General features: G+C 49.8%; 15 protein-coding genes. 8 read left to right on the top strand and 7 right to left on the bottom strand.

Annotation, left to right across the window (positions count from 1 at the left end):
- Window positions 1-60: 60 nt before the first annotated feature.
- Together ACN0R8_RS06385 and polA are read right to left on the bottom strand one after the other, a co-directional pair.
- Entirely contained in the window at window positions 61-2,757 is a 2,697-nt protein-coding gene (locus ACN0R8_RS06385; protein ID WP_417596186.1) for a putative bifunctional diguanylate cyclase/phosphodiesterase, read from the bottom strand.
- A 321-nt stretch (window positions 2,758-3,078) separates the two neighbouring features.
- The gene (polA, locus tag ACN0R8_RS06380; RefSeq protein ID WP_417596184.1) at window positions 3,079-6,171 is read right to left on the bottom strand and encodes a DNA polymerase I; all 3,093 of its coding nucleotides are present in this window, start codon (window positions 6,169-6,171) and stop codon (window positions 3,079-3,081) included.
- A 94-nt stretch (window positions 6,172-6,265) separates the two neighbouring features.
- Here polA and ACN0R8_RS06375 point away from each other — a divergent pair, with 94 nt between their 5' ends.
- The 4 genes from ACN0R8_RS06375 (at window position 6,266) to ACN0R8_RS06360 (ending at window position 8,254) form a co-directional block, all read left to right on the top strand.
- Complete coding sequence (locus ACN0R8_RS06375; RefSeq protein WP_417596182.1) at window positions 6,266-6,568, top strand: DUF2782 domain-containing protein; 303 nt, start codon at window positions 6,266-6,268, stop codon at window positions 6,566-6,568.
- Window positions 6,569-6,677: 109 nt separating this feature from the next.
- Complete coding sequence (locus ACN0R8_RS06370) at window positions 6,678-7,628, top strand: homoserine kinase (protein WP_417596180.1); 951 nt, start codon at window positions 6,678-6,680, stop codon at window positions 7,626-7,628.
- A gap of 142 nt (window positions 7,629-7,770) precedes the next feature.
- Complete coding sequence (locus ACN0R8_RS06365) at window positions 7,771-7,998, top strand: TraY domain-containing protein (RefSeq protein ID WP_417596178.1); 228 nt, start codon at window positions 7,771-7,773, stop codon at window positions 7,996-7,998.
- The gene (locus ACN0R8_RS06360) at window positions 7,976-8,254 is read left to right on the top strand and encodes a type II toxin-antitoxin system RelE family toxin (RefSeq protein ID WP_417596176.1); all 279 of its coding nucleotides are present in this window, start codon (window positions 7,976-7,978) and stop codon (window positions 8,252-8,254) included. The genes ACN0R8_RS06365 and ACN0R8_RS06360 overlap by 23 nt, the downstream gene beginning before the upstream one ends.
- A 35-nt stretch (window positions 8,255-8,289) precedes the next feature.
- Here the strand turns inward: ACN0R8_RS06360 and ACN0R8_RS06355 are convergent, their stop codons facing one another.
- On the bottom strand, window positions 8,290-8,532 hold the full coding sequence (locus ACN0R8_RS06355) for a YheV family putative zinc ribbon protein (RefSeq protein WP_417596174.1): 243 nt from the start codon (window positions 8,530-8,532) through the stop codon (window positions 8,290-8,292).
- 131 nt (window positions 8,533-8,663) lie between these two features.
- Entirely contained in the window at window positions 8,664-10,721 is a 2,058-nt protein-coding gene (gene prlC / locus ACN0R8_RS06350; protein WP_417596172.1) for an oligopeptidase A, read from the bottom strand.
- 146 nt (window positions 10,722-10,867) lie between these two features.
- Between prlC and ACN0R8_RS06345 the strand changes: the two genes are divergently transcribed.
- Window positions 10,868-11,452 (top strand): gamma carbonic anhydrase family protein, encoded by a 585-nt coding sequence (locus tag ACN0R8_RS06345; protein ID WP_417596170.1) that lies wholly within the window; start codon window positions 10,868-10,870, stop codon window positions 11,450-11,452.
- 174 nt (window positions 11,453-11,626) lie between these two features.
- Window positions 11,627-12,394 carry a hypothetical protein gene (locus tag ACN0R8_RS06340; protein ID WP_417596168.1) on the top strand — a complete coding sequence of 256 codons (768 nt, stop codon included), beginning with the start codon at window positions 11,627-11,629 and terminating at the stop codon, window positions 12,392-12,394.
- Between the two features lie 58 nt (window positions 12,395-12,452).
- On the opposite strand, the gene ACN0R8_RS06335 is transcribed toward ACN0R8_RS06340, so the two are convergent.
- Complete coding sequence (locus tag ACN0R8_RS06335) at window positions 12,453-13,895, bottom strand: hypothetical protein (protein ID WP_417596166.1); 1,443 nt, start codon at window positions 13,893-13,895, stop codon at window positions 12,453-12,455.
- A 379-nt stretch (window positions 13,896-14,274) separates the two neighbouring features.
- Here ACN0R8_RS06335 and ACN0R8_RS06330 point away from each other — a divergent pair, with 379 nt between their 5' ends.
- Window positions 14,275-15,141 (top strand): M48 family metallopeptidase, encoded by an 867-nt coding sequence (locus tag ACN0R8_RS06330; RefSeq protein ID WP_417596164.1) that lies wholly within the window; start codon window positions 14,275-14,277, stop codon window positions 15,139-15,141.
- 46 nt (window positions 15,142-15,187) lie between these two features.
- Window positions 15,188-15,466: a hypothetical protein gene (locus ACN0R8_RS06325; RefSeq protein ID WP_417596162.1), complete on the top strand. Its 279-nt coding sequence runs from the start codon at window positions 15,188-15,190 to the stop codon at window positions 15,464-15,466.
- A gap of 95 nt (window positions 15,467-15,561) precedes the next feature.
- Here ACN0R8_RS06325 and aroE read toward each other — a convergent pair whose 3' ends face one another.
- Window positions 15,562-16,401: a shikimate dehydrogenase gene (gene aroE, locus ACN0R8_RS06320; protein ID WP_417596160.1), complete on the bottom strand. Its 840-nt coding sequence runs from the start codon at window positions 16,399-16,401 to the stop codon at window positions 15,562-15,564.
- 1 nt (window position 16,402) lies between these two features.
- Window positions 16,403-17,146, bottom strand: a complete 744-nt coding sequence (locus ACN0R8_RS06315; protein WP_417596158.1) for a hypothetical protein — start codon at window positions 17,144-17,146, stop codon at window positions 16,403-16,405.
- Between the last annotated feature and the right edge of the window lie 19 nt (window positions 17,147-17,165).

The raw sequence follows: 17,165 nt of genomic DNA, 5'->3' as shown, positions 1-17,165 counted from the left end.
TAGTGAACAGTTTAGTTATCCATCAGACAGGGAGGTGGTCAACGGGTTCCCCAGCGGACATCAGGACGGTCTAATCCAGTGTTGCTTTAACATTTCAAATGCTGAATCCGGCGACACAGGTCGGCTTAAAAGATACCCCTGTGCATAAGTGCAACCTTTATCTTTCAGCATCTGTAGCTGAAACTCAGTTTCAACACCTTCCGCTACGGTTTCAAGGTGGAGACTGCTTCCCAGGTTGATGATAGCCGTCGGAATAATCTGATCATTACGCCGCTCGGTCAGTTGCTGAGTAAAAGCACGGTCAATTTTAAGTTTGTTAGCAGTAAAACGCATCAGGTAGCTCAGGGAAGAATAACCGGCACCAAAGTCATCAATGGAGATCTTAACCCCTAACGCTGATATCTCCCTGAGCAGGTTCTCTGTTTGATCCGGCTGCTTCATCACAGTCGTTTCAGTAATCTCTACATGCAGTAACTCAGGGTTAAGCCCCGTTCGGTTGAGTATGTCTGCGATATAAGCAGGAAGTTCAGGGTTTTCAAACTGAACAGCGGATAGGTTAACCGCCATCGCTACCGGATGCTTCAGTTGTTTATTCCAGATCGCCGCCTGCTCACAGGCTGCTTCCAGTACCCAGTCACCTATAGCATGAATGAGTCCGGTCTCTTCCGCATGCTCAATAAAGTCTCCCGGATAGATAATCCTGCCATCTTCCGGCTGCCAGCGAATCAGTGCTTCAACAGCAGAAATAGAAGAATCAGCAATAGAGACGATTGGCTGATAATGCAGAATAAACTCTTTTTGACTGATCGCCTGCTTCAGTTGACCGGTCAGCGCCATACGATCAAGGTCGACCGCCGTCATATCGGCATTGAAAACCTGATAACGCCCCCGGCCAGACTCCTTGGCCTTATACATTGCCAGATCTGCATATTTCTTAAGCAGCTCACTATCAGAGGCATGCTCAGGGTACAGACTGATACCGATACTGGCACCGACAAAAATCTCCCGCTCTGCAATCTGTACCGGCAACTCAATCTGTTCAATGATCTTGGCTGCGACAACTTCCATGTCATCAGATCCACGGACACTACGCACGATAACAGTGAACTCATCACCACTCATGCGGGCTACGGTATCCGGTTCCCGAATGCAGCTTTTGATACGCTGCCCCACTTCAACCAGTAACTCATCACCCACGGAATGGCCCAGGGTATCATTAACATACTTGAAACGATCCAGATCAATATAAAGCAATCCAAAACAACCATGGTCAGACGTGCAGGTTCTGATTTCCTGTTCAAGGCGATCATCAAACAGAACTCGGTTGGGCAGGCCGGTCAGGGGATCATAGTAAGCCAGCCGCTCAAGCTCTTGCTCGGCCTGTTTAATCCGGCTGATATCCATAAAGACACCGACGTAGTATGTATGGTCGGAAGTGCCATCATTTACCGCATTAATACTGAGCCACTTCGGAAATACATCACCACTTTTACGGCGATCCCAGATCTCACCACTCCACTCACCACACTGACGGAGTTGTTCCCACATCTGTCGATAAAACTCAGAATCATGTCGATCAGAGCGAGTAATATTAGGGTTCTTACCCAGCACTTCCTGCCGTTTATAGCCCGTAATCTGACAGTACGCAGGGTTTACTTCCAGAATACAGGCGTCTGAGTCGGTAATAATTACGGCTTCACTGGTATTATGAACAGCCATCTTAAACAGCTGTAACTGCTTTTCAGCTTCCCGCCGGAAATCCACTTCCTGTTGAAGGCTATCATTGATCTCAGCCAACTCCTGTGTACGCTCTGAGACTCGATTTTCCAGCTCATCATTCGCCAGCTGCAGTGCATCCAGAGCATTATTCAGCTCAGACTCAGCATTTTCTTTAAAGGTAATCTCCTGGCGTAACTGTTTATTAGTCTCTTCAACCTTATTCTGTGTGATATCAAGTGCCACCAGACTACGCTGAAAACAGTCAATCGCTTCCGACATCTGCTGTAACTCTTTGGTTTCAAAGTGCCGGTCACGCAGACCGATACGCCGCTCTCCAGAGGCTAGTGTATTCAATGCCTTAATCATGCGATGCAAACTACTGGAAAACTCGCCCGTCTGGCGGAAACTGAATACCAACAGCATGAAGAGCACCAGGCTCATCAACATAGTAAAAACAATAACTTCTTCTTCCAGCGCCTGCAGCTCTGCTGTGGTGTCATCGTTAATACTCTGGCCCATCAACTCCAAAAAGGTGATGAACTGGCGATGCGTATTGGCAAAACTGCGATTCAGCAGCAGCAACATCTGTGGCGTTGCCGGATGATGATCAGCGGCATGTTCAAGGGTTGCCTCAGCACTGACAGCATACCCCTCAAGGTCGTCAATCAGAGCCTTCAGGGCTTCACTCAGCCGGGGAATCTCTGTACTTCGCTGTAACTGAGACTCCAACTGCAGATTATCCCGTATCTGGTAGATCACATGGATACGACTCAGACCAATGTTACTCAGACTGAAGTTATCTATCTGTTGCTGATAACGGGCCAGCAGCTCCTGAAAAGAGACATGGTTTCGGGAAAGGTCAGATAAAAGAGAGGTATTTCGGGCGATACTGCTCAGGTCTTCTGTCACAATCTGGCGCATGGCCTCTTCCTGACGGTTGACCAGCCCCAGCATCGCAAAGATAAAAATGACAACGATAAAGCATCCGATAACAGGAACTGCAATCAGCTTTTGCCGCAGCGACAGCCGGTTAAACATAGTCGTGCCTGTTTAATTTAAAGCTGCAGCAGATCACATAAAGAGAAACAAACTTGTATTTATTATTATTCATGGGGTACTCAAAGCACTAAAAAAACAGATATCTGCAGCGGATGCTTCAGATCATTTTTTTAAAGGTAACATCATACATCGCCCAGTTAAAAACCTTATAAAGGTCAGGGTATATGTAAAAAACAGGGCGATACCGCTACCACCCTGCCTACAGCCTCAACTGGCAATCAAAATAATAGCTCAGCTGAAGAGAGCTTCGGGCTAATTTTTACTCTGTTTTATTGCATCAGGTAACGATCAGCCCTTTTATCAGTGCGCCTGGTCCCAGTTTTCACCGCTATCGGCTTCAACCAGCAAGGGCACATCCAGCTCAACTGCATGCTCCATCAAGGGTAGCAAGCCCGCTTTAAATGCCTCCAGCTGATCTTTGGGCACCTCAAAGACCAATTCATCATGCACCTGCATAATCATTTTCACATGCTGAACAGCAGGGTCTGTTTCGTCCGCCAGCCAGTTATGTACATTAATCATCGCTTTTTTGATGATATCGGCCGCAGTGCCCTGCATCGGCGCATTAATGGCGGTACGCTCGGCAGCTTTACGCATAGCGCCGTTTTGGGCATTGATCTCCGGCAGATAAAGACGACGCCCCAGTAAGGTTTCCACATAGCCTTTTTCTTTCGCACTTTCACGAATACTGTCCATATAGCGTGCAACGCCAGGGTAGCGGTCAAAGTAACGCTCGATATAGACCTGTGCCTGACCACGTTCGATATGCAGCTGTCTGGCTAAGCCAAAGGCTGACATGCCATAGATCAGGCCGAAGTTAATCGCTTTCGCGCTACGGCGCTGATCGGTCGTGACCTGATCCGGTGTGCAGCCGAAAACCTCGGCAGCGGTCGCCTTATGCACATCCTGATTATTTTTAAACGCTTCCAACAAACCTTTATCACCGGAAAGATGCGCCATAATGCGTAGCTCAATCTGAGAATAATCCGCCGCAACGATCACATTACCCGCTTCCGGCACAAAGGCCTGACGGATACGGCGCCCCTCTTCGGTACGGATCGGGATATTCTGCAGATTCGGATCACTGGATGATAAGCGCCCCGTAGCCGTCACCGCCTGATGATAGGAGGTATGCAGACGCCCGGTACGGTCGCTGACCATCTGAGGCAGCTTATCGGTGTAGGTGGACATCAGCTTGTTCAGACCCCGGTGCTCCATAATCAGTTTAGGCAGCGGATAGTCTAAAGCCAGCTCCTGCAGAGCTTCTTCAGAGGTAGAAGGTTTACCGGACGGTGTTTTTTTCTTCACCGGCAGCTGCATCTCTTCATAGAGGATCTCGCCCAACTGTTTAGGCGAACCGAGATTAAACTCACGGCCAGCCAGCTCATAGGCTTCGCTTTCCAGCTCCCGCAGACGTGCTGTAATCTGCTGGCTTTGCTTCTTCAGCTTATCAGAGTCGATTTTGGTGCCGTTACGCTCAATTCGGGACAGCACAGGCACCAGTGGCAGCTCAACCTCGGTCAGCAGGTCGGCCAGTCGGCCTTCGGCCTGTACCATCGGCAACAATTTGTTATGCAGGCGCAGAGTAATATCCGCATCTTCTGCCGCGTAAGGCGCTGCTTTTTCCAGCTTGATCTTGTTAAATGGCAGCAGGGCTTTGCCCAAGCCAGCCTGATCCTTAGTGTTTTTTTCCAGTGTTTTGTAATCAAACACCAGTCTGGCAAGTTCATGATCCCGGGACAGACGTTTCAGAGCATTCAGAGAGGTAGAGCCGCCGGACTTAGTCTTATCCTTCACGGGGATGGCATGCTTTACATACAGAATATCTGCCAACTCTTTTTGCGAACCGATATCAAACTTCTCTCCAGCCAATGCGTAAATTTTCTCTTCTAACACCAGCAACTCACTGCTTGACTGTGAGTCACTGTCCCCCAGCAGATCAAACTGTTCCGCTGCCGCTTCGCCGTCATTCGCAGCAACCTCTTTGAAACTGATGGTGGTGTGGCCCAGATACTTACTGGACAGACTGTCCATATCGTGACGGGTAGCGGTAGAGTTAAGCACATAGGAGGCCAGCATGGTGTCACTGGCGACACCCTGCAGTTCGATGCCGTAGTTGGCCAGTACATTGATATCGTATTTCAAGTGCTGACCGATCTTGCCTTTGTTCGGGTCTTCCAGCAGGGGTTTCAGCTGATTGAGCACCCAGTCACGACCCAGCTGCTTCGGCGCACCCATATAGTCGTGGGCCACCGGTACATAGGCCGCCTTGCCCGCTTCTACCGCAAAGGAAACACCGACAATCTGTGCCTGCATATAATCAAGGCTGGTAGTTTCCGTATCAAAGGCAAACTGTTCAGCGGCTTTCAGTTGTTCCAACCAGTTATTAAAGGCTTCTTCGGTGAGCACCGTTTCATACTCACCGGCAATAGCAGGTTCTTCCTCTTCTGCCGCCTGCTCCACTTCCGCAGCAGTGGCCTCATCATTGGCAACTTTGGGAGATACGCTCTCCGCACGATTGAGGGCATTAAGCCAGGTTTTAAATTCCAGTTCGGCGTAAAGCTCTTTTAAGGTGTCGGTATCTTGTGGAGCCATCACCAGATCGGCAATGGTGACATCTAACTCAACATCACATTTGATCGTCGCCAGCTCATAGGAGAGATAAGCCATCTCTTTATTCTCGGCCATCTTCTTAGGTAGTGTTTTTGCACCACGAAAACTCAATTCTGGGATTTTATCCAGATCGGCATAGATCGCATCCAGCCCACCGATTCCCTGCAGAAGACCCAAGGCCGTTTTTTCACCCACACCGGGTACACCGGGAATGTTATCCACCTTATCCCCCATCAGGGCGAGGAAATCGATAATCAGCTCCGGGCCAATACCAAATTTGTCATGCACACCCTGAATATCCATTACGGTGTCTGTCATGGTATTCACCAACGTGACCTTCTCAGTCACCAGCTGGGCCATATCCTTATCACCGGTAGAAACAATCACCGAACGTCCGGCGGCTTCGCCCTGTTGTGCCAGCGTACCAATCACATCATCCGCTTCTACACCTGTAACACATAGCAACGGCATGCCCATCGCTCGGATCGCTTTATGCAGCGGCTCAATTTGGGAGCGCAGCTCATCCGGCATAGGTGGCCGCTGAGCTTTATATTCCGCATACATATCGTCGCGGAAAGTTTTACCCTTAGCATCAAACACCACCACAACCGGCGCCTGCGGGTACTGTTTCAGCAGGCTTTTCAGCATATTGATCACCCCTTTGATTGCACCACTGGGTTGACCTTTCGAGGTCATCAGCGGCGGCAGGGCATGAAAGGCACGGTACAGATAGGAGGAACCATCAACCAGAACCAAAGGCAATTCGGTGGTGTCATTCATCGGGTTATCAACTCAACTCGGTTATACTGGGAATATAATAGGATTCATCATAATGCACAGAGGATTCAGACCAAAGGTCTGACAAGGATTTAACATGAAACACGCCTCCTTCTTCGCTCTAACCGGGGCTTTGCTGCTCTCACTTTCCCTGACGCTACCTGTGAACAAAGCACTGGCGGAAAGCCAGCAACCGGAACCGGAGATTACCATTCGTGATGGTGGTGACCGTACACTTTATGAGTATCGAGCTAACGGCATACTCTACGCCATTAAAGTAAAGCCTAAAGCAGGCCCGGAGTACTTTCTGGTGGATGCTAATGGTGATGGTAATTTTGTCCGTAAAGAGACGACCCGCAAATCATTTCTGATCCCTGAGTGGGTTCTACTGCGCTGGTAAACGCCATAAATTGGCAACAATGCAGACCATCTTATTGATTTTGCGATGCTTTTAATAAAAAATCGCTGATAAGACATTTACTCCCTGCACACACATAAGAGCACAAACAATGGCCGTTTATACTCAGGTTTCCGAAACTGAACTCAACTCTTTTCTGCAAGGCTATGGCCTGAGCAGTCATTACCAGCTGCAGGGATTGATGGGCGGTACCGAAAATACCACCTACCGTATCAGCTACGAAGATCAGTCGGAAAGCTATATCCTGACCCTGTTCGAACAGGGCGATCACAGTGACCTGGGTTACTTTGTTTCTTTACTGACGCAACTGAAAGCCAGTGGTATGGACACCGTTGCAGCCCCCATAGCCGATAAGTCAGATCAATACCTGCATACTCTGTCGGATAAACCAGCCCTTTTATTCCCTTGCCTGAGCGGCAGTCATCCGGAAAACCCAGGCATTGAACAGGCGAAACAACTGGGAAACTGGCTGGGACAGATGCATGTTACCGCGCAACAGTTTGATCTGCACAAGCCTAATAATCGCTCTATCGGCTGGATGAAATCTGTAGCACCGGATCTGCTACCACTGCTGGATGAGATGGATCAGCAGCTTATGCAGCTGGAGATCAGCCACTTTACTGATTTACTGGAAGAGTGCCCGGATCTACCGGAAGGTATTCTGCACGGCGATCTGTTTCGGGATAACACCTTCTACGAAGGTGACACCCTAACCGGCGTCATCGACTTCTATAATGGTTGTAACGGCCACCTGCTCTATGACTTAGCGGTGGTACTGAACGACTGGAGTTGTCAGGATGGCAGCGAGCCGGACCTAGAGCTACAGGCAGCCCTACTGGAAAACTACGAAAGTGTGCGTCCCCTGACCGATACCGAACGCCACGCCCTGCCCGGCTTTCTGCGTGCCTGCTCACTGCGTTACTGGATATCCCGCCTGCTGGCGAAACACCTGGCAGAAGAGGAAGGTCACGCCCACGGCTATAAGGATCCGGAGCACTACAAGCTGATTCTGCTGAACCGCATCAAGCAGGCGGGTTGGTAAGTAAAAAATGAGCCAGCAATATTGGCTTAAAAGGCTTAATATCAAGTCCTTTTTTGTTGCTGATCAAAAAAATCCTAGCCATTTCAGCCCTATGCCCTAAACTGAATACATTGAATACAAACAGGATTCAAAGGTGCATAAAATGGCAACCAGCATACGTCTTAACGAAGACATTGAACATAGATTGAACCACTTGGCCGAAGTCACGGGGCGCTCAAAAGCCTTCTATCTGAGACGGCTGATTGAGGATCACTTCGACGAGCTGGAAGAGATCTATCTGGCCGAAGACACTCTGCAACGGATTCGCAGAGGCGAAGAAAAGATACACTCTCTCAGGGATGTAGAGCATGAGCTTGGGTTGGACAATTGAGATTTCTGATACCGCACGTAAGCAGCTAAAAAAGATGAATAAACAGGATGCAGGGCGCATCCTGAGTTACCTTAAATCCCGGGCTGCAAAGGGCGACAATCCCCGGCAAACGGGGAAAGCACTCAAGGGAAATTTTTCAGAGTTGTGGCGCTACAGAGTCGGCAACTATCGGATACTGTGTGAACTGCAGGACAATATTATGACAATACTGGTTTTGCAGGCTGGACACAGAAAAGAGATTTATAAGCAATTCTGAAGCAGCCAGCATACCAAGCTGCTTTTCAGAAATAATTACTTCGCCTTAGGGTCCATCAGGTTCACCACCTGAATCTCATCTTTCGGGTCGGGTTGGCTCTGATTCACTCGGGTTGCCGGTTCTTCAACCGGTGGTGCGGTCAGTGACATCTCATCAGTAAAACCACAGGCAACACACTCACGGTACTGCACCTCATCCTCGGTCCAGGCTTTTAGTTTATCCATCTCACCACAGCGCGGGCATACGGCACCGGCGATAAAGCGTTTTACAATTGTCATATTTTTACCTGTTAAAGACCTGTAAAAAGTACCTGTTAATATTTTTCAGCCGGACAGGGCGGCCATTATGCCGCCCTGTCTGATGGAACACCATTAGCGTTCCGGCTTAGCGCTGCCTTTAACCTTACTCTTTAGCCTTGGATTCCACAGTGGCGCAGCAGGGCATCCACTTTTGGTTCGCGGCCACGGAAGGCTTTAAACAACTCAGCCGGTTCACGGGAACCGCCCATCTCCAGAATGTTCTCCCGGAAGGAACGACCGGTGGCTTCGTTGAAGATGCCTTCCTCTTCAAAGCGGGAATAGGCATCAGCAGACAGTACTTCAGCCCATTTATAACTGTAGTAACCGGCTGCATAACCCCCGGCGAAGATATGGCTGAAACCGTGCTGGAAGCGGTTGAATGGCACCGGCGGCAGTACGGCCACCTGAGCGCGCACCTCATCCAGCAGCTGCTGCACACTGGAATCCCACTCCGGCTGATATTCGTTGTGCAGACGGAAGTCAAACAGGGAGAACTCCAGCTGGCGCACCATCATCATGGCGGACTGGAAGTTCTTCGCCGCCTGCAGTTTATCCAGCATCGCCTGTGGCAGCGGCTCACCGGTATCCACATGACCTGCTATCAGATCCAGACCTTCTTTCTCGTAGCAGAAGTTCTCCATAAATTGGCTGGGCAGCTCTACCGCATCCCAGGCAACGCCGTTGATACCGGAGACATCCGCTACATCGATCTTGGTCAGCATATGATGCAGACCATGACCAAACTCGTGGAACAGGGTGGTGACTTCATCGTGGGTCAACAGTGCAGGCTTGCCACCAACCGGGGCGGAGAAGTTACACACCAGATAAGCCACTGGCAGCTGAATAGAACCATCGGCTTTACGACGGCGCACACGGCAATCATCCATCCAGGCTCCGCCGCGTTTGTTTTCACGGGCGTACAGATCCAGATAGAAACCGGCAATCGGCTGACCGTCCTGCGAGATCTCGTAGTATTTGGCATCCTCGTGCCAGCGATCCACCTGTTCAGTTTTTTCTTCGATGGTGATGCCGTACAGACGGTTCACCACCTCAAACATACCGGATATCACTTTCGGTGCCGGAAAGTAAGGCCGCAGCTCTTCCTGCGAAATGGCATAACGCTGCTGGCGCAGTTTCTCGCTGTAGAACCCCACATCCCAGGCTTTCAGTTCACCGTCAAACCCCTGTTCGTTAGCGTAGGCCTGCAGCTCTCTAAACTCCTGACGGGCCTGAGGCACAGAGCGCTCCGCCAGATCGGTCAGGAAGCCCAAAACTTCATCGGTGCTGGAAGCCATCTTGGTTTCGATGGAGTATTCCGCGTAGCTATTAAAACCCAGCAGTTGCGCCAGCTCATGACGCAGCTGCAGAATCTCATCCATGACCGGAGTGTTATCCCACTGACCGGCATTCGGGCCCTGATCCGATGCGCGGGTGACAAAGGCGGTGTACACCTCTTCCCGCAAGGAGCGGTTTTCAGCGTAGGTCATTACCGGATGGAACGCCGGAAAATCCAGCGTGATCAGCCAACCGCCCAGCTCTTTCTGCTCTTTTTCTGCCTTTTGTTCGGCTAACTGTTGTAAGAGACCCAGCGCGCTTTCCGGCAGACCAGCCAGCTCTTTCTCGTCGGTGATATGTTTGGTCCAGCCCTGAGTGGCATCCATGACATTTTCAGAGAACTTGTTGCTCAGTTCCGACAGGCGGGATTTCAGCTCACCGTAACGCTTTTTCTTTTCTGCCGGCAGATCGATACCGGACAGGTGGAAATCACGCAGAGTATTGTTCACTGCTTTTTGCTGGGCTTCATTTAATTCAGCAAACTGCGGGCTGGCTTTCAGGGCTTTAAAACTGTCGCACAGGGCTTCGTTCTGGCCGATCTCAGTGCCGTACTGAGACAGCTTGGGCAGACAGGCGTTGTAGGCTTCACGCAGAGCATCGCTGTTCAGTACACCGTTCAGATGGCCCACCGGTGACCACATCTGCGCCAGACGATCTTCATGTTCACTCATCGCCTGTGCCAGAGATTCCCAGCTTGGGTTTTCCTGCTGCTGCAATTCGGCAATGGCCGCGCGGTTGTCCGCCAGAATCTGATCCAGTGCCGGTTCAATCATTTCCGGTTTGATCTGGCTGAAAGGTGGCAGGGTGTGGGTTTCCAGTAACGGATTGCTCATGGATGAATCCTTATCAGTAATCTTTGGCTTTTTCGCTTACAGTGAATATGGGGACAGACAACAGAAATTCCACCGTGTCGCGGGTTATAATCGCCGCATAGCTTTCCTCATTTTACGATAACGACAACTAAAACGGAGCTTCTGCCATGTCCATAGACAAACCGGAAAACACCGCGTCTGCACCTGCCACCAATATTCGCCCTTTTAAAGAGTGGACACCCAAGCTGGGCGAGCGCGTGTTTGTTGATCCGACCGCCGTGGTTCTGGGGGATGTTGAAATTGGCGATGATTGCTCCGTATGGCCGCTAACCGTTATCCGGGGTGATATGCACCGTATCCGCATCGGCCACCGCACCAGTGTGCAGGATGGCTCAGTACTGCATATCACCCACGCTGGCCCCTTTAACCCGGATGGTTTCCCGCTGATCATTGGTGATGATGTCACCATCGGCCATCAGGCGATGCTGCACGGCTGTAGCATTGGTAGCCGGGTCTTGATCGGTATGGGCGCTATGGTGATGGACGGTGCCGTGGTGGAAGATGAAGTCATTGTCGGTGCTGGTAGCCTGGTACCGCCGGGCAAGGTGCTGGAGTCCGGTCATCTTTATGTCGGCCGCCCGGTGGAGAAAAAACGTCCGCTGACTGAAAAAGAGATGAAGTTCTTCACCTACACCGCCGGTAACTATGTGAAGCTGAAAGACGAGCATATTGCTGAAGGTTACAACAAATAAGTACAGACCCTTACTCCATAGTAAACCCCGTTTTACCACGGGGTTTAGCTTTTCGCGCCCACCGACAAAAACATAAGGATTTTCTTAAGTTACCCGCAACCCTGCCGATGAATGATAAAAGCTGCAGAATCGCAGCAAGCCACAAACCACACAAGACACTCACGGAGCGAGCATATGAAAATACAGGGCAGTTATACCCCGCCGATGGGCCAGTCCGCCTATTCAAATCTGAAACAGAACATCAGTACCCCTGCAAATACGTCAGTTAACGGAAACCTGCAGGCTATTTCCAAGAATGAGGTCAGCCAGCTTTACGGTTTAAGTGAAGATCGTATGAATGCTATGAAAGACATTATGAATGCTATGGAAGACAACGTTGAAGAAACAATTGATCTAATTTCTTTAGTTAACCATACATTAATTGATGCTATTCAAGGCTTTAATCAATTCAAGTCCAAACAGTCAGAAAACCACCCTGAACTTGATTTGAGCAAAATGAATGTATTTATTGAAGATGGCCAACTTAGATTAAGCAATGTATACGATATAAATGGGCAGAAAGTTTCTGAAGATACTACCAAAAAACTGGAAAAGAGCCTCATCGAAGATGAAGAGACAACAATAAAAATTACATCTTCACTATCAAGAATATCAGAGGGCGTCTATCGGAGGTCTCATGTAGTTTCTGATTTCAATAGAGAAGATTTTGAGAAAGAAAAATCAATTAGCTTGAACGAAATAAGTGAAGAATACATTAATTATTTCGAAGCGGCTTACTCAGAACAAGTTGAGTATTATAATAAAAAAAATCGAATAGAAAAAGAGCATTACATTAAAGAAAAAATTGGATGGCAGAGCATTCATGCATTCATTATAAATAAGTCCAACGAAAGCTATGGTGGCAAAATAGTGAAGACAACAATAGTAAATACGAAGGCTTAATCAACCTCTCCAAGCTGGCTATCCAGCTTGGAGGGTAAAATTAGCTCAAACTAGAAAATCAAAAACATTTAAGCTCCGTCATACCTGTACTGTAGTTTTTGTCATAAAAACACGTTTCAACTAAACGTTCTTTACAGATATGATAAAAACTTCCATAGTCAATGGTATCACCAACAGAAATTGCAAAGTCCCCAATAGAAAAATCAATATCCCACCACATTGATGGGTTTGTTGGCGTTCCACTATAAACACGGTTATGAATTCGCTTCCTATAGTCGTTTGCAGCACAGGTATCTGAAAGGCTCACCGACCCATTAATCATTCCTTTTTCGTCTGCTTGTAAGGTTGAATACTCAATATCAGACCCAAGCGTTTTAATAGCAATTGATACATTAGCGAATGGAGCGGGGTTTCCACTTGCATCTTTCAGCCATCCCTTGAAGTTCAGCAGTTTATGCGCCTGCACGGAGGTGGATGTTGTCGGTGGCTCGTAACTCGCCAGCAGTAACAGCTTACTCAGCCTTTCATTGTTCCAGACTTTTAAGTTATCAATAGAGGTAGCCGTTCCCGGTGCGGCCATTGCGAGGGCGTACTGGGCTGATGCCGGAGGCGGGTTATCCGCTGTGGCTCTGACCAGAAAGTTAACCGTGGTGTTTGGGGTTACGCTGTAAGCCCCTAACTGATTATTGGGTAACTGTACCCAGCTGGTGCCACTCCAGGTTTCAAGCACAAATTGCTCACTGGCATTGAAGCGCAGGTTCAGCTGCGCCTGATCCGGCCCTGCGGTGTAGGCAAAGAAGTCCTTATCATTGCTGTTATCCAGATTCCCCTGAATCACGGCATTAGTTGATAACGGCGTACGTTGTTCAAACCTATCATTGGCTTCCTGACTGTCAATTTGGGTATAACCCTGCCAACCAAAAATAACCGGGTCTGCCGAGGCTCCTTGTGTCGCTTGCGCGACCAGTACGTAGGCTCCCGGTTGCACCTTAGCAAAGGTTTTTTCTACGGCTGCATTAGCCTGAAAGGACGCATCCAGCTGTGTTAAGCCGTTCTCGTCATGCTTGAAGAGGAACAGGTCGTAATTAACCTCTGCTGGAATATTCAGCAGCAGACCTTCAATTTTAGTTTCTGTTTCGACAAGGGTACTGACACAGGCAAACTGCCCCTGAGCCGAAAACGTCAAAGACAAGCCGCTGCCAAAATCAAGATTGGGGCAATCGGTCTGCTCGGCAACGCTGCTACCTGTTGCAGAAAGTGTCTGTCTTCCGGGTTCAGCCGACAACATACTCCGACGGGTTTTAGGCTCAACAGCCAGAGAATAGTCTTGCGTCAGGTCACCGTGTTCCCGTCGTTTTTCACCGGGAATATCAACGTAATCCTCGTTATAAATTGAAGGAACCGGTGTGCGGTCAAAAGGTGCATTCTTGATATCCGCCGATACAGCAAATACTGCAGAAGAAACCAGCAGCAGAGCTGCCGGAGCTATGGCTTTAAGCATAAAAATTCCTTTTTAAGCAAAGTGAAGTCGTTACCCGCCCCTCAATTCATTTGACGGGACAAACAGGTAACAGGATAGATAGAGGTTGCCTTTTTCAGTAAAAGGCCAGATCTGAAAACTGCCAGAAAAGCAGTCAATGAGGGAGTGTCCATATCCATTCCTTGGGTGACTCATATACCTCCTGTACATGATGAAGTGATAATAGAATAAAGGCTCTGTGATTCAATACGTCATAGGTCTAGCTTCATTCTGTTAAAACAGACACTGTACTCTGCAAGTGAATCAGGGATAATCAGTCTACCAACCCTGTTTGATGAATTTTTTCTGAATTTCGCCGTTCTTTACCGCGATTTCAACTTACAACGATAGGTTTTCTGCTATGTCATCAGCCACTTCGTTCCGCAGTACTCTCCACAATAAAGCCCGTAGCACGGGTGTAAAACGTTGGGCCAGACGCGCTTTAATTACCGGTATCAGTGCTGCACTGCTAACCGCCTGTGCTAGCTCGCCTACGGGTCGTCAACAACTTAAGTTATTCCCCAGCTCTGAGATCGACCAGATGGGCGTGCAATCTTTTGCTCAAATGAAAGAGGAAACGCCAGCAACCAATAAGACCACCACCAGCCAGTATGTAAACTGTGTGGCGAATCAGGTGATCGCCCAAGTACCGGCAAAGTACGGTATCGATAACTGGGAAGTGGTGGTGTTCGATTCTGAACAGGTGAATGCTTTTGCTCTGCCCGGCGGTAAAGTTGGCGTTTATACCGGCCTGCTGGAGGTTGCGGAAAACCAGCACCAGCTGGCAGCGGTGATCGGTCACGAACTGGCCCATGTACTGGCAGAACACGGTAACGAGCGTGTCTCCACCGCTTATGCGACCCAAACAGGCCTAGCTCTGGCCTATAAGATCAGCGGTGAACCAAGTGAACAGAAAGATCAGCTTTTTGCCCTACTGGGTATAGGTTCACAAGTCGGTGTCATACTTCCTTTTGGCCGGATTCAGGAGAGTGAAGCTGATATCATCGGACTGGAACTTATGGCCGAAGCAGGTTTCCAGCCTGAGCAGGCCGTGTCACTATGGGAAAATATGGCTAAGGCAAGCGGAGGCCAAAGCCAGCCAGAGCTTCTGTCGACACACCCATCCCATGACCGCAGGATTAAGGATCTGCAGAAACTGATGCCGAAGGCTAACGCTCTGTACGAGAAGGCAAAAGCCGCTGGTCGTGTACCCAACTGTACGATCTGATCTGTCCGATCAGCAACTGATGATTTAACAGGTAACGCAAAACGAGATGATGTATTCGATTAAAAACCGCTGGGTACTTTGGGGCTTAGCGTTAATGGTTGTCCCATCCGTTGCCATGATGAGTGGCTACTGGGCAGAACTGACCGAAGTCCAGAAGTGTATCGCCGAGGGTATGGGCTTTGATTACCGGGTGGGCGAATGTATCGAGGGACGTACCATTTTCGTTCCCTTCTCCGAGCGTCAGCCGCTGCTGGTGAACAGCGGTATCCTGTTGTCGCTGCTGGGCTTGGTGCTGTGTCTGATCGGACTTTATAAGAAGCGCTGATTCAGGCGAAAACTCGTTCCCACGCTCCGCGTGGGAATGCATAAACTGCGCTACCACGCAGAGCGTGGGAGCGAGCTTAGTTGCCACACCAGCCATCAGCCCTGCAGCTGCTCCCTCAGGTCTGCCAGTACCTCCGTCGTTTCCGGTTTTACGCCACGCCAGATACGGAACGACTCTGCAGCCTGCTCCACCAGCATACCCAGGCCATCAATCGCCTTGGCAGCGCCATGGTTCAGTGCCCACTGGTTAAAGACCGTAGTTTCCGCGCCGTACATCATGTCATAGCAGGCTGCGTTATCTGCCAGCAGGTTATCCGGCAGCGGAGGCAGATCACCCGACAGGCTGGCTGCCGTACCATTGATCACCTGATCAAACTGCTGACCTTCAAGGTCGGTAAAACCGCAGACAGAAAGGGTACAACCTTCCGGCAACAGATCTTTAAAGATATCCACCAGAAGTTCAGCCTTGGAAACGGTGCGGTTAGCAATCATCACGGAAGCCGGCTTCTGTTCCAGAATCGGTTCGATCACGCCACGCACGGCACCACCGGCCCCTAGAATCAGTACCCGCTGACCACTGATACCAACCTGCTGATTATCGGTCAGGTCACGCACCAGGCCAACACCATCTGTGGTATCGCCCCAAAGCTGACCATCTTCCGCCAGCCAAAGCGTGTTCACGGCACCGGCGCGCTGAGCACGGGCAGTCAGTTGCTCTGCGGTTTCAAAAGCATCCTGCTTAAAAGGTACGGTGATATTGCAGCCCCGCCCTTGATCCGCCAGAAAAGCACGCAGGGATTGAGCAAAAGCATCCACCGGTGCCAGCAAAGCTTCGTAGCTCAGCAGCTGCTGGGTCTGACGGGCAAACGCCTGATGAATCTGTGGCGATTTGCTGTGGGCGATAGGGTTGCCAAATACCGCATAACGGTCTGTCATCTTAAACCTCCGTTACCTGAGACGTTGCGACCTGGCCGGACGTCACTTCAGCCACCACAGGCTTCAACGCCTGAATCAGTCCTTCCGGGTCCCCATAAAAATCTTCATGCTGAATTTTCTGGTAACGACCACGATACTTAATGGCAAAGGTTGGATAACCCTGACCTTCCGACGAGGTCATCATGTTATGACCCTGAGTAAACAGTGGGTCCATCAGATCCGACCAGGTTGCGGGTTTACTCAGCTTCTCTTTCAGAGAGCCCTGATCATCTAACAGGCCATCGGTAGCGCTGATCAGAAGATCGGTTTCATTCAGGCTGAAACCTTCACGGAAGTGGTGGTTCTGCAGACGCTTGATGTAATCCAGTGTCTTTTCCGGCTCACCTTGCAGAATCAGCTCGTGAATGGCGATACTGGCCGGACGGGAGTCCAGCTTGCAGTCCGGCTGCTGAATCATCTGCTTAAAGTCAGCACCGATGGGTTGACCGGTAATCTGTTCAATACGCTGACTGGCCGCAAGAATATGATCACAGAAGCGTGGCCCCAGAACCCGGGACTCACGAATCAGCCCCCCCAGATAGATCTGCCACTGCAGCTGATCACCAAACGCCTCTCGCATCGCGTCCACTATCGGTGCGGCGGCGTAACACCAGCCACACAGCGGGTCCATGATATAGGCAACCTGAAGTTTGTGGCTAACATCATTATTGGTAGGCATAGCATCGTTGGCGGCCTGTTGGCTCATCTTCTGGCTCCTGCAAATT

Origin of the sequence: Oceanospirillum sp. (genome assembly GCF_048265165.1) — a bacterium.
Lineage (GTDB): Bacteria > Pseudomonadota > Gammaproteobacteria > Pseudomonadales > Halomonadaceae > Oceanospirillum.
This window is presented reverse-complemented; position numbering and strand designations above follow the sequence as displayed.